We start from the raw sequence: 13,250 nt of genomic DNA, 5'->3' as shown, positions 1-13,250 counted from the left end.
GCGGCCTGCGGCGCGGCAGGGGCGGTCGCTCCGACGCCGCGCGCCGTGGCATCAGTCGATGTCGTCGTCGGCCACTCTGCTCCACTCCGGACCCGGGTCGAAAGATCCCATCTTCTGCGCCCGGTCCGCGCTCTGCGGACCGAGATCGCGCTCGTACACCTGGCCGGCGTGGCTCACCATGAAGGTCATGACGCCCGTTTCGCCATAGGCCACGGGCCACGCGATGATGGCGAAGCCGCCGAACAGTTTGCCGCGCGCGACGTAGCTGTAGGCGCCGCCGGGCGCGTGCGGGCCTTGCGAGTTCAGCAGCCGATAGCGGTATCCGTGGTATCCCGCGCTCGCCGCATCCCGAGCACTGGCGTCCAGGAAGGCCGGGCCCAGCGGACTTGGCGGCTGTCCCGGTTCGGTGGGCCAGTACAGGCCGTCATGCTTGCCAGGCGAGCTCACGATCTTCGATGCATAGACCAGCACGCCCTGGCCATCGTGATCGGTCTGCGCATACTCGCGCTGCGCGTCGTAGATGGCCAGCATGGTCTTGATGACGGACAACTCGTTGCGGCCGATGCGCCGCAGGCGCATCTCCTCGGCGCCGGCACGCGTGTCGAAATGCCAGCCCTGCCCGGCCTTCACGAGCGGTATCGGCAGCGTCCAGCCCGCGTCGCCCACGGTGATCTCGGCGCGCGACGCATTCACTTGCTTCACCGCATGCGCACGCGCCCATTCCTCTTCGAACGTCTGCCGCACGCCGGCATCTGCAGGCGGAATCAGCTTGCGGAAATCGCTGCCGAAAATCGCCTGCAGCATCTGCTCCTGGTCCCGCTCGACCGCCTCGCCGAACGCGCTCATGGCCGCCTCGGGCGTGCTGAAGCTCTTCTGCGCATGTGCCGCGGCCGCGAAGGCGAACATGCCTGCCATGACAAGGCCGTGCAGCAAACGTCCTGGCCACGAGCGTGGTTCGAAACGATGGAACTCCATGGCTGTCCTCCTCAACGCCTGCCGCCGCCTCCGCGCGCCCCTCCCCCGCCGGCCCGGCCGCCGCTCGCGCCATGCGCGCTGGCCCTGCCGCGGTCGTAGCTGCGCTGGGCCGCCGCGCCGCCGCTACCCACGCCTGTGAAGGCGCTGTCGCCCGCACGGGCCGTGGCGCCGCCGCCGGCGCGCTGCATGCCGCCCGCCTGACCCGCTTGTCCCCCGGCGCTACGGTTGGCCGAGGCCGCCCGGTCCGTCGATGTGCTGCGGCCTGCCGCGCCCGCCCGGTCTGCGGCTGCCGCGCGATTGGAAGCCGCCGATCGATCCGCGGCCGCTGGCCGATTGGAAACCGTCGACCGATCCGCGCCCGCGGCCCGATTGGAAGCCGTCGGTCGATCCGCGCCAGCTGCCCGACTGGCGCCCGCCGGGCGGTCCGCGCCCGCTGCCCGATTCGCGGCGCCCGCGCGATTGGAGACAGCCTCCCGGTCCAGGCCGCCCGCGCCGCTGCCAGCCTCGCGGCCACGGTATTCGGCACGCCGGTCCGCGCCTGGCACGCCGCCCGCGTACTGCTGCCGCGTCGCATTGTCGCGGTAGGCCACGCCTTGCCGATGGCTGGCGTCGTGCTGCCACCGGCCGCCCTCCCGGTTCACTTTCGTTTGGTCGAAGTTGCGGTCGATGTTCGTGACCTTGTTGTAGTCGATGTCGATGTCGTTGCTGCCCCAATCGCAGTCGCTGAAGATGGCGCCGGCGGCCGCCAGGCCCACGCCCCACGCGAGTCCCGACACGAGTGCGGTGCCCGGGTAATACGCCGGCGACGGCGGCCAATAGGTCGGCGGGTACGACGGGTAGCTCCAGGCGCCGTACACCACGGTGGGGTTGTACGCCGGCACATAGATCACTTCGGGATCGGCGGATTCGATGCGCACAACCTGGGTCTGGCCGCCTGCCTGCGTAGGCGCAGGTTCGACAATGACCTTCTGCTGTGTGTTCGTCTCCAGGTTGCCCGCGTCCTGCGCCCTGCCCCTCAATCGTTGAATCGCTGCGAACACGTCGGCCGGCTGGGCCAGGAAGGCGTCGCCGAGCTTCTGGGTCCAGTCCAGCTTCTCGTTCATCGGCTCGAGGACCTGCGGAAACGCCACCAATGATTTGACGCTCGCGTCCCAAGGCATGCCCTCCACGGCCTTGACGGCCGCGTCTCCTCTCATGCTCGGGTTGTCCTTGCTCCAGCGGGCCGCATGCACGATTTCCAGCGGATACGTCGACGCCATCAGCACCTGCGACAGCAACGGGTCCGGATACAGCGCGATGGGCGCGGCCAGTGCCTCGATCTCTTCGGGTTTGAATGGCGGAGGAGTCTGCGCATCGCTGGCCGCGCCGGCCGGCGTGGCCGACATGAGGACCAGCCAGAACAGCACGGCTCGCACGCCGCGTCCGTACCAAGAGACCATGTCTCGCTCCCTCGGACCGTTGCCGGCCAACGCATGGCCCGCGCACGGGGCGGCATGGCCCGTGGACCAATCTAGATCGGGAAGCAAGGCGCCTCAATAGGACGCTATGACTACGCCCATGCAGCTTTGGTCGCCATCCACGCGTCGGCGCGAATGGCGTTCGCGCCCGGCCGCCGGTCGCATAGGGAAGCGGACATGGTCAATGTGCCGCCCGGGCCAGCAACCGTTCGGCCGCTTTGAGAATCTTGATACCTTCTTCCTCAGTGACGCCTGCCATGGTCAGGAAATGAATCAACATCGACGCCAGGCGGGCGATTTCGTAAGGCTCGCGTTCCATCTTCAAACTCCTCGATACCTGTGACGAGCCGGCCGTCGGCCGACCCGCGCTATTCGTTGCGGCTTCAGTGTTCAAGCACATAAGTGCCGGGCGCCTTGCCCAGTGTCCGGGCCGGGGGATACCGGGGAGCCGCGGCTTTCGCGCTGGAATGCAGCGCGAGCCAGCTCTGCCAGTAAGGCCACCATGATCCCTCTTGCAGCGCGGCCCGGCCTATCCATTCGTCCGGCGTCAGGTACGACTCGCCATGGCGCCGGACTTTCCAGCGAAAATGCCGGTTCGCATGTCCGGGCGGGCTGACGATGCCCACGTTGTGCCCACCCGAGCACAGCACGAACGTCAGCTCGCGATGGGTCAGAAGATGCAGCTTGTGCACCGAGCGCCAGGGCGATATGTGATCCCTTTCGGTGGCCACGGCCAGGATGGGCACGTGCACGTCGGTCAAGGTGACGGGATCTCCCTCCACGCAGAGCCGTCCCTCGGCGAAATCGTTGTGCAGGTACATGTGGTGCAGCATCTCGCTGTGCAGCCGGTAGGGCAGTCGCGTCGTATCGGCATTCCATGCCATCAGGTCGGTAGGCTGCAGCTGTCGCCCCAACAGATAGTCGTGGACCAGGCGGGACCAGATCAGGTCGCGCGAATTGAGCAGCTGAAACACACCCGCCAGCTGCCTGCCGTCCAGGAACCCCTGCTGCCACATCAGCGCGTCCAGGCACGATACGCCGCTGGGACTGATGAAGAGGCCCAGTTCGCCCGGCTCCGCGAAATCGGTCTGCGCCGCCAGCAGCGTGATGCTCTTCAGCCAGGGGCGGTGCGTATGTCGCCGGCCCATGGCGGCAGCCGCCACGGCCAGCAGCGTGCCGCCCAGGCAATATCCCGCGGCGTGCACGCGCTTGCCACCGACCTCGTGGCGGATATGTTCGAGCGCAGCGACGAGTCCTTCGTCGAGATACGTCTGCAGTCCCCAGTCCCTGGCTTCGGCACGCGGGTTCTTCCACGAGATCATGTAGACCGTGTGCCCATTCTCCACCAGATACCGCACCATGGAGTCGTGCGGCGACAGATCGAGGATGTAGTACTTGAGCAGCCACGACGGTACCAGCAGGACGGGCTCGGGCCAGGTGCGATGCGTCTGCGGCGCGTAGCGCATCAGCTCCATGACGCGGTTGCTGTAGACCACCGCGCCCGGCGTGACCGCGAGATTCCTGCCCACCCGGAAGCCGCGCCGCTTGCGGGGGGACGCGCCGGGCGCGCTGCCCGTGCACAGGTCGCCGGCATCGGCCTGCATGCGCAGCATGCCCAGCAGCAGCGAGAATCCGCGTGTCTGCGCCAAGGTCTCCAGCACTTCCGGATTGGCGCACCAGACGTTGCTGGGCGACAAGGTGTCCAGTATCTGCCTGCCCATGAAGCGCACCACGCGCTGGCGCCGCGGATCGGCGCCAGCCACGCCGCTGGTGGCGGCGTTCCAGCAGGCCTCGAGGCGGTGGAACATCCGAACGTAGTCGCGATAGGGCCATTGCGCCCAGCCGCGATGTGTGAACCTGGGATCTTCCCGCGGCGCGCCATGGCCCGGCTGATGTTCCTCGCCGTCCGCGGCCCCCGATAGCGCGGTCTGCACGATCGCCGCCTGCTTGCCTGGAGACATCGCGAGGTGCATGGCCCAGTCCAGGCAGTCCTGGTACAGCCCGATGGGCGACACGCCGGCCGTGGCCCGCGCGATTGCCGCCTGCACGAGCCGGTCCGCGTCGCGCCAAGGCGGGTCCGGCCGAGAAGGCTCGCAAGGCGCGGGCTCGGCGAGAACGGCCGTCGCGGGACCGGGCGACGGTGCGGGCGCCGCCGCTCCTTCCGGACCGGAGGCCGCCGGCAGCGCCTGGGGATTGTCCATGCGTCCTCCGACGTTCGTGCAAGACGCTGCCCAGCCGACGTGCGGGCGGCGTCGATGCTTCCCATCCTACGCGCGCACTACCCCTCGACTTTGATCTCGCGCAAATGGAGGCAGGTGAAATCCGCATCGCGTGCCATGTCCCCTGAATGACGGGTTGATGTGCATCAAATACGGATCGACTCTACGCATCTAGTGTGTTCGCTACGTCCATGAAGGCGCGGACGCCGCACATAGACAGAGGAGACGATCATGCCTGCAAGAACGGCCCTGATCACGGGCGGAATGGGAGGACTGGGCGAGGCGATCGTGGCCAGCCTCCACGAGGCCGGGCACCGGATAATCGTGACGATATCGCCGGGCAACCAGCGTTCGGAGTCGTGGCTGGACGCGCGTAGGCGCAGCGGTATCGAGGTCCTGGCCTATCCGCTGGACGTCTCGAACTACGACGACTGCGCCGACACGGCAAGAAAGCTGCGCCAGGAAGTCGGCGCGATAGACATCCTCGTCAACAACGCCGGCATCACACGCGACGCCACGCTGCGGAAGATGAGCCGCGCGGATTGGGAAAACGTATTGCGCACGAACCTGGACTCGGCCTTCAACGTGACCCAGCCGCTGCTGGACGACATGATCGAGCACCGCTGGGGCCGGATCATCAATATTTCTTCCGTGAACGGCCAGCGGGGACAGTTCGGACAGGCGAATTACGCGGCCGCCAAGGCCGGCCTGCACGGATTCACGATGGCGCTGGCGCTGGAGCTGGCGCGATACGGCGTGACCGTGAACACGATCTCGCCCGGCTACCTGGACACGCGCATGGTGGCCGCCGTGCCCAAAGAGGTGCTCGAGAAGACCATCCTGCCGCAGATTCCCGTCGGCAGGCTGGGACGTCCGGAAGAAGTGGCGGCGCTCGTCCGGTTCATGACCTCGGACGAGGCCGCCTACATCACAGGCGCGAACTTCGCCATCAACGGGGGCATGCACATGCAATGACGCGCGCATGGCGCATCACGCCTCGCCCTCGCCTGCTCCCTACGCCATTGGTCGTACATCCGCCGGCTCCGTCCCGCGTATCGCTCATCCCGCATTCGCACTAGAATCGGCCGTAAGTACCCTAGTAACCGGGGAACTCATGAGCGCCGTGGAAAGACAAGCCTCTACGCCGGGAACGGCGGGCGTGATCTGGTTGCATTCGCGCGTATTCCGCGATGCGCCGTCGTCCTTGCCATGCCGCCGGTGCGATGCCGGACGGCTTTGCCAGATATCGGCACTGGGGTCGGGCGGGCTGGTGGCCGCGTTGGGCACGCAGATCCGCATGCGCAGCGTGCGCGCCGGCGAGGTCATCTACTGCGCGGGCGACGCGTTTCGCAACCTTTATGTGCCCACGTGCGGCATCTGCAAGAGCGTGCGGGTCGACCGTGACGGCCGCCAGCAGATCACCGGCTTCAAGATCTCCGGGGAGTGTTTCGGCACCGACGGCATCGCGTCGGGCCGGCATCAGTGCGAGGCCGTGGCCCTGATGGACATGCAGGTCTGCGTGCTGCCCTTTCTGCGCGCCGAGGCGCTCGCCGACGAGCTGCCCGACGTGCATCGCGGCCTGGCCCGCCTGCTCAGCAACGAGACGCTGCACAAAGAGGCATTGCTGATGCTGATCGCGAATCGCAACGCCGAGCAGCGCGTGGCCGCGTTCCTGCTCGACCTGAGCGCGCGGTTCGGCGAACGCACGGCGGACCCGTCGCGCTTTCCGCTCCACATCAGCCGCGAGGACATCGGCGCCTATCTGGGACTGACCCTGGAAACGGTAAGCCGCACGTTCTCGCACTTCCGCCAGCGGGGCCTGATCGACCGGGAGGGCCGCATCATCCGTCTGACGGACATGGACGCGCTCGTGGAGATCTGATTGCGCGGCATGCGCGGCCTGTGACGTGCCTCGATGCCGCGCGTGAAGTGCGCGGAGGTTTGACGCGCGTCAAGCGCCCACCGACCCTCAGCTGGTACACAATGAAGTACCGCCTGGAAAGCGACTGGACCGCGCGACGCGGCCGCTTTCGCCAAGCGGCAACTTTGCGCCATGAGCGAGGGAGCGACACATGAGCAAGATGATGAAGGCCGCGGTATTCGTCGAACCGGGTCGGATCGACCTGCGAGAGAAGCCCATCCCCGACGTGGGACCGAACGATGCGCTGATCAGGATCACGACGACCACGATCTGCGGCACCGACGTGCACATCCTCAAGGGCGAGTATCCCGTTGCCCCGGGCCTGACAGTCGGTCACGAGCCTGTCGGCACGATCGAGAAACTGGGCAGCGCCGTCACGGGCTATCACGAAGGCCAACGCGTCATCGCCGGGGCCATCTGCCCCAACTTCAACTCGTACGCGGCGCAAGACGGCTATCCCTCGCAGGACGGCAGCTACCTGGCGCACCAGGGCGGCTGCGGCTGCCATGGCTACCTGGCGACGGCCGGTTGGCGCTTCGGCAACAAGATCGACGGCGCGCAGGCGGAGTATCTGCTGGTCCCCGACGCGCAGGCCAACCTCGCCCCCGTGCCGGACGGGCTGAGCGACGAACAGGTGCTCATGTGCCCGGACATCATGTCCACCGGCTTCAAGGGCGCCGAGAATGCCAACATCCGCATCGGCGATACCGTGGCCGTGTTCGCGCAGGGGCCCATCGGCCTGTGCGCCACGGCCGGCGCCCGGCTGCTGGGCGCGACGACCGTCATCGGCGTGGATGCGAATCCGCACCGGCTGGACATGGCGCGAAAATGGGGCGCGGACGTCGTGCTCAACACCAACGACTGCGACGTCGTCAGCGAGATACTGCGCCTGACCGGCGGCCGGGGCGTGGACTCGGCCATCGAGGCGCTGGGCCGCCAAAGCACTTTCGAGTCCGCGCTGCGCGTCATCAAGCCGGGCGGCACGCTGTCCAGCCTGGGCGTGTATTCGGACGATCTGAAGATCCCGTTGAGCGCCGTCGCCGCGGGACTGGGCGACCACAAGATCAACACGGCATTGTGCCCCGGTGGCAAGGAACGCATGCGTCGCCTGATGAATGTGATCCAGTCTGGCCGCGTGGATTTGACCGAGATGGTGACGCACCGGTACGCGCTGGACGATATCGGCGAGGCTTACGACCTTTTCGCCAACCAGCGCGACAACGTGCTGAAGGTCGCGGTGCGGCCGGCGGGATGATGCGCGCTATTCCACCGGCGCCGCGCGGTCGGCCAGCGCCTTCTGCGCCGCCCGCGCGAAACGGAACGCCAGATGAGGATGGGCGCTGTTCTCGGAGAACGCCACGCATACCTGGTAGCGCAGGGACACGGTAAGCGGCAGCACGCGCACCCGGCCCCGGTCAGCGCTGCCCGCGGTCAGCGCATCGACGACGGCCAGGCCCAGGGCCGCCACCGCCAGCTGCACGGCCACGTGCGACTGCTCCACTTCCATGTGCCCCGAGACGTCGACCCCATGGTCCGCGCAGCGCGTGGCCAGCATGCGGCCCAGCGGATGTTGCCGCTCGGGAACGAAGACCGTCTGGCCGCTCAGCATGGCCAGTTCCAGTACTGGCTTGTCCGCGAGTGGGTGGCCGCGCGGGACCACGCACACCAGTTCGCCGGAGCCGATGCTCTCTTGCCGGATCAACGGGTGCTCCTGCGGTATCTGGTACACCAGGCCGATGTCGGCCTTGCGCAGCGCCAGGCCGGCCAGGATCTGGCTGGAGTAGCCCGTCTTGACGGTGACCTGCGCGCGCGGGTGCACCTGCAGCAGTGTCTGCATGGCCGGCGGCACCAGTTCCATCGCCAGCGCGGGCGCCGCCAGTACGCGCAAGCGTTCGTGCCCGGTGTGGCGCAGATTCAGCGCCAAGTGCCGCACGGTCTCGAGCTGGCCGTGCAGGGTTTCCACCTCGACCGCCAGGGCCTGCGCTTCGGGCGTGGGCGACAGTCGCCCCTTGATGCGCTGGAACAGGCTGTAGCCCAGCTGTAGTTCCATGCTGTGGATCGCCTGCGTCACGGCGGGCTGCGTCATGTTCAGCAGCCGTGCGGCCGCGCTCAGCGTTCCGCTGATCATGACGGCATGAAAGACCTCCAGATGACGCAAGCGCACGACATTCCCCGATATGGTGCATTGGCGCACAATTATCGCCCTGACCCATAAGCAAACCAAATGAGAGGACGCCAACACCTTATTGGATTCATGTAGTTCGCATGCCTACACTGGATGCACTGAACTCAAGGGGAAAACCATCATGAAGACCAACGTCCTGTTCGGCGCCGCACGCCGATCCCTGTTGCGGACCATGGGCCTGCTGACGCTGGGCTGCGCCGCCCTGGGCGCCGTGCCGGCCGCATCGGCACAGACCGCCGCCTGGCCCGGCGGCCGGCCGGTGGAACTGGTCGTGCCGTATCCCGCCGGCGGCAGTTCGGACGTGATCGCGCGCCTGCTGGCCCGCTCGCTGGGCGAGCAGCTGGGCGCGTCGTTCGTGGTCGTGAACAAATCGGGCGCTGCCACCGCCATCGGGACCGCGTACGTGGCCAAGGCGGCCAACGACGGCCACACACTGTTGCTGGCCGACAGCCCCTTCGTGGTCAACGCCGCCGCCAATCCCAAGGTGCCCTACGATCCGGTGGGCGAGTTCGCGCCGGTGGCCATCGTCGGCACCTCTCCGTCGTTCCTGTATGCGCCGGCCGGACGCTACGACAGCCTGCAGGCGCTGGTCGAGGCGGCCAGGTCCAATCCCGGCCAGCTCAGTGCTGGCAGCGCCGGCACGGGCACGTCGTCGCACCTGCTGTTCGAGATCATGATGAAGGAAGCGGGCATCAAGCTGAACCATGTTCCGTACCGCGGATCGTCGCCGGCGCTGACGGACACGGTGGCCGGCACGGTCGACGCGTCCTTCTCGACGTACGCCTCGGCGCAACCCTTCGTCGCCTCGGGCAGGCTCAAGGTACTGGCCATGACGGCGCCCGAGCGCCTGCCGGCCTTTCCCGGGGTGCCCACCTTCAAGGAAGCGGGCATGCCCGGCATGACCTTCCAGACCTGGTGGGGCGTGCTGGGTCCCAAGGGCATGCCGCAGGGGGTCGTGGACAAGCTGAACGCCGCGCTGGGCAAGGCGCTGCAGGACGAGGCCATCCTGAAGCAGTTCCAGGTGCTGAGCGTGGTGCCCGGCCTGACCACCCCGCAGGTCTTCGGCCAGACGGTCGAACGCGACTACCAGCACTGGGTCGACGTGATCAAGACCAGCGGCATCCAGATCGAATAACGCGAGCGGGCCTGTACAGGCACCCGCCTCTGCCCGTGGCGCGCGCGACGCGCCCGGCGCCATTTCACCATCCAGAGGAAAACATGACCAAGGAACTGCATAGTCCGGCCGGCGACCTGTCGACCCTGTGCGACGCACCGGCCACCTTCATGGGCGTGCCGCACGCCACGCGCATCGGATCGGCGCGCGCGGCCATTCTCGGCATTCCGTTCGATTGCGGCACGCATCCGTTCCGGATCGGCAGCCGTCAGGGTCCGCAGTCGGTGCGTGAGCAGTCTCGCCTGATGCGCACGTTCAACCCCGAGCTGGCCGACTACAACCCGCTGACCCGGCTGGGTCTGGTCGACTGCGGCAACCTCAAGCTGGTGCCCAGCCACATCCATGCCGCGTTCGAGGCGATCGAGCAGGCGGTCCGATCCATCGTGGACGCGGGCGCCGTGCCGGTGACCTTCGGCGGCGACGGCAGTATCTCGCTGCCGCAGCTGCGCGCCGTGGGCAAGCGCCATCCCGGTCTGGCGGTCGTACACCTGGACTCGCACCTGGACACCAACGCCTTCGTGCCTGGCAACGAGTACAACGCCGGCACGCAGTTCACCCATGCCGCACTCGAGGGATGCGTCGACACGCAGCGCACGTTCCACATCGGCCTGCGCGGCACCACGTTCAGCCAGCACGTCATTCCGCACGCGCAGTTCTTCGGCTACCAGGTCATCACGCAGAACGAACTGTTGGCGCGGGGCATCGCGCAGACGCTCGAGACCGTCAAAGCGCAGATCGGCGACGCGCCCGTTTACCTGTGCGTGGACATGGATTGCGTCGACCCGTCCGCCGCGCCCGGCGTGTGCGCGCCCAGCTGGGGCGGCCTGGCGGCACGCGAGGTGATGGAGTTCATCCGGCAGCTCGACGGCGTGAACCTGGTGGCGGTGGACATCAACACCGTCAGCCCGCCGCACGACGTCAACGGCACCACCGCCGCGCTGGCGGGCGCGCTGGCTTTCGAGACCCTGCTGCTGCTGTGCCGCCGCTTCGGACTCGACCAGCCCGATCCGGTGCCGGACTACGCACAGCGTTATCCCGGCTATCGGCGCGACGGGCAGGCTGCGCGATAGCCGCAAGGCCGGCCACGGATCGCCCGCGGCCGGACTGCATGCGAGGCGCCGCGCCGCATGGCCCCGCGCTGCGCCGCCATGGGCCGCCGCCTTTATCGCACCTTGCCCTCCTTCCATGCCTGCAGCAGCCGGTCGTAGGCGATGGTCTCGCCCTTCGGCTTCTCGTTGGCCAGCTTCTTCCACGGCGCGTGCTGGTCTGACAGCCATTTGGACGGATCGCCGCGCGGGTTCAGCTTCGGCGCGCATTGCGCCATGCCCGCGCGCTCCAGCCGCAGCATGACCTGGTCCATTTCATTGGCCAGGTTGTCCATGGCCTGCTGCGGCGTGCGTTCCCCCGTGACGGCGGTGGCGACATTGCTCCACCACAGCTGCGCCAGCCGGGGATAGTCGGGCACGTTGGTGCCGGTCGGCGTCCAGGCCACTCGCGCCGGGCTGCGATAGAACTCGATCAGCCCGCCATAGTTGTCGGCATGCTTGGTGAAGAATTCGCTGTGCACGTCGCTGTCGCGGATGAACGTCAGGCCGACGATGGACTTCTTCAGCGAAACCGTCTTGGACGTCACGAACTGCGCGTACAGCCAGGCCGCGGACATGCGGTTCGGATCGGTGGACTTGAAGAACGTCCACGATCCCACGTCCTGGTAGCCGTTCTGCATGCCATCCTTCCAGTAAGGTCCGTACGGGGACGGCGCCATGCGCCACTTCGGCGTGCCGTCCGGATTGACCACGGGCAGGCCCTTCTTGGTCATGTCCGCCGTGAACGCCGTGTACCAGAAGATCTGCTGCGCGATCTGGCCCTGCGCCGGCACCGGCCCCGCCTCGGAGAAGGTCATGCCCGTGGCCTGCTGCGGCGAGTATTTCTTCATCCACTCCACGTACTTCGTCAGCGCATAGACCGCGGCGGGGCTGTTGGCGGCGCCGCCGCGCGCCACGGATGCGCCCACCGGCGTGCACTTGTCCTCGGCGACCCGTATGCCCCACTCGTCCACCGGCATCCCGTTGGGCAGGCCGCGGTCGGCGGTGCCCGCCATCGACAGCCAGGCGTCGGTGAAGCGCCAGCCCAGGGAAGGATCCTTCTTGCCGTAGTCCATGTGTCCGTACACGCGGCGGCCGTCCAGCTCCTTCACGTCGTTGGTGAAGAACTCGGCGATGTCCTCGTAGGCGGACCAGTTGGTGGGCACGCCCAGGTCGTACCCGTACTTGGCCTTGAACTTGTCCTGCAGGTCCTTGCGGGCGAACCAGTCGGCGCGGAACCAGTACAGGTTGGCGAACTGCTGGTCGGGCAGCTGGTACAGCTTGCCGTCCGGCGCGGTGGTGAAGCGCGTGCCGATGAAGTCCTTCAGGTCCAGGTCGGGGTTCGTGAATTCCTTGCCGGGCCCGTTCATGTAGTCGGACAGCGGCAGAATGGCGCCGTAGCGGTAGTGCGTGCCGATCAGGTCCGAGTCGGAAATCCAGCCGTCGTAGATCGACTTGCCAGACTGCATGGAGGTCTGCAGTTTCTCGACCACGTCGCCTTCCTGAATGATGTCGTGGTTGACCTTGATGCCCGTGATCTCGGTGAATGCCCGGGCCAGCGTCTTGGACTCGTATTCGTGGGTCGTGATGGTCTCCGACACCACGTTCACTTCATTGACGCCCTTGGCCTTCAGCTTGGCCGCCGCCTCGATGAACCACTTCATCTCGGCCATCTGCCGGTCCCGGCTCAGCGTCGAGGGCTGGAACTCCGTGTCGATCCACTTCTGGGCCTCGGGTTCCCCTGCCCCCGCGGCTGACGATCCGATCACGGCGACGGCGGCCGCTATGGCTTGCATGCGCAATTTCATGACCTGTCTCCTCGATTAGCCTTCCCCATTCCTTTGCTGCAGGCGCGGCCTGGGAAGGCGGCGGCCGTGATTGACGGATACGGTGCGCGGAGGGCGGCGCAATGGCCGCTACCCCCTGCGCATGATGAACGCGAGCAACAGCATGGAGACCGCGAAGCCCACCCATACCGACCACGGCTGCTCCAGCGCGAACCAGGCGGCGATGCGTTCTCCCATGCCAACGAAAAAAAGGTTCACCCAGGCCGCGCACATCAGCCCGATGAACAGGCGGTCGCCCCGCGTGGTGGCGATGGGCAGAAAGCCCTTGCGCAGGCGCGTCGGCGAGCGCAGCTCCCATACGGTCATGCCGGCCAGGAGCAGCACGACGCAGCCGAAGAAGATGGCCACGGGCGTGGTCCATACCATCCAGTCGAACATGGCGGTCTC

The 13,250-nt window shown here is 67.3% G+C and carries 12 protein-coding genes; 5 read left to right on the top strand and 7 right to left on the bottom strand.

The features are described from left to right. Nucleotides 1-51 precede the first annotated feature (51 nt). The 4 genes from CAL15_RS07250 to CAL15_RS07240 form a co-directional block, all read right to left on the bottom strand. Complete coding sequence (locus tag CAL15_RS07250) at nt 52-915, bottom strand: DUF2950 domain-containing protein (protein ID WP_232468152.1); 864 nt, start codon at nt 913-915, stop codon at nt 52-54. A 71-nt stretch (nt 916-986) separates the two neighbouring features. Next, nucleotides 987-2,414: a DUF3300 domain-containing protein gene (locus tag CAL15_RS07245; protein WP_086077960.1), complete on the bottom strand. Its 1,428-nt coding sequence runs from the start codon at nt 2,412-2,414 to the stop codon at nt 987-989. Nucleotides 2,415-2,613: 199 nt separating this feature from the next. Next, on the bottom strand, nt 2,614-2,751 hold the full coding sequence (locus tag CAL15_RS24380; RefSeq protein ID WP_157666621.1) for a hypothetical protein: 138 nt from the start codon (nt 2,749-2,751) through the stop codon (nt 2,614-2,616). Nucleotides 2,752-2,815: 64 nt separating this feature from the next. After that, nucleotides 2,816-4,633: an alpha/beta fold hydrolase gene (locus CAL15_RS07240; protein WP_086077959.1), complete on the bottom strand. Its 1,818-nt coding sequence runs from the start codon at nt 4,631-4,633 to the stop codon at nt 2,816-2,818. Between the two features lie 249 nt (nt 4,634-4,882). On the opposite strand from CAL15_RS07240, the gene phbB reads away from it, so the two are divergent. The 3 genes from phbB (at nt 4,883) to CAL15_RS07225 (ending at nt 7,827) form a co-directional block, all read left to right on the top strand. Further along, nucleotides 4,883-5,626 carry an acetoacetyl-CoA reductase gene (gene phbB, locus CAL15_RS07235; RefSeq protein ID WP_086077958.1) on the top strand — a complete coding sequence of 248 codons (744 nt, stop codon included), beginning with the start codon at nt 4,883-4,885 and terminating at the stop codon, nt 5,624-5,626. A gap of 139 nt (nt 5,627-5,765) precedes the next feature. Further along, nucleotides 5,766-6,533, top strand: a complete 768-nt coding sequence (locus tag CAL15_RS07230) for a helix-turn-helix domain-containing protein (RefSeq protein ID WP_198299169.1) — start codon at nt 5,766-5,768, stop codon at nt 6,531-6,533. A 190-nt stretch (nt 6,534-6,723) separates the two neighbouring features. Beyond that, nucleotides 6,724-7,827: an NAD(P)-dependent alcohol dehydrogenase gene (locus CAL15_RS07225; RefSeq protein WP_086077956.1), complete on the top strand. Its 1,104-nt coding sequence runs from the start codon at nt 6,724-6,726 to the stop codon at nt 7,825-7,827. Between the two features lie 6 nt (nt 7,828-7,833). Here CAL15_RS07225 and CAL15_RS07220 read toward each other — a convergent pair whose 3' ends face one another. Further along, the gene (locus tag CAL15_RS07220) at nt 7,834-8,700 is read right to left on the bottom strand and encodes a LysR family transcriptional regulator (RefSeq protein WP_232468151.1); all 867 of its coding nucleotides are present in this window, start codon (nt 8,698-8,700) and stop codon (nt 7,834-7,836) included. A gap of 178 nt (nt 8,701-8,878) precedes the next feature. Here CAL15_RS07220 and CAL15_RS07215 point away from each other — a divergent pair, with 178 nt between their 5' ends. Next, nucleotides 8,879-9,892, top strand: a complete 1,014-nt coding sequence (locus CAL15_RS07215; RefSeq protein ID WP_198299168.1) for a Bug family tripartite tricarboxylate transporter substrate binding protein — start codon at nt 8,879-8,881, stop codon at nt 9,890-9,892. Between the two features lie 149 nt (nt 9,893-10,041). Then, nucleotides 10,042-11,001 carry an arginase family protein gene (locus tag CAL15_RS07210; RefSeq protein WP_420042551.1) on the top strand — a complete coding sequence of 320 codons (960 nt, stop codon included), beginning with the start codon at nt 10,042-10,044 and terminating at the stop codon, nt 10,999-11,001. A 92-nt stretch (nt 11,002-11,093) separates the two neighbouring features. Here the strand turns inward: CAL15_RS07210 and CAL15_RS07205 are convergent, their stop codons facing one another. Together CAL15_RS07205 and CAL15_RS07200 are read right to left on the bottom strand one after the other, a co-directional pair. Further along, the gene (locus tag CAL15_RS07205) at nt 11,094-12,824 is read right to left on the bottom strand and encodes an ABC transporter substrate-binding protein (RefSeq protein WP_086077954.1); all 1,731 of its coding nucleotides are present in this window, start codon (nt 12,822-12,824) and stop codon (nt 11,094-11,096) included. Nucleotides 12,825-12,932: 108 nt separating this feature from the next. Beyond that, nucleotides 12,933-13,241: a DUF2160 domain-containing protein gene (locus tag CAL15_RS07200; protein WP_086077953.1), complete on the bottom strand. Its 309-nt coding sequence runs from the start codon at nt 13,239-13,241 to the stop codon at nt 12,933-12,935. Between the last annotated feature and the right edge of the window lie 9 nt (nt 13,242-13,250).

This window comes from Bordetella genomosp. 13 (assembly GCF_002119665.1).
GTDB lineage: Bacteria > Pseudomonadota > Gammaproteobacteria > Burkholderiales > Burkholderiaceae_B > Bordetella.
This window is presented reverse-complemented; position numbering and strand designations above follow the sequence as displayed.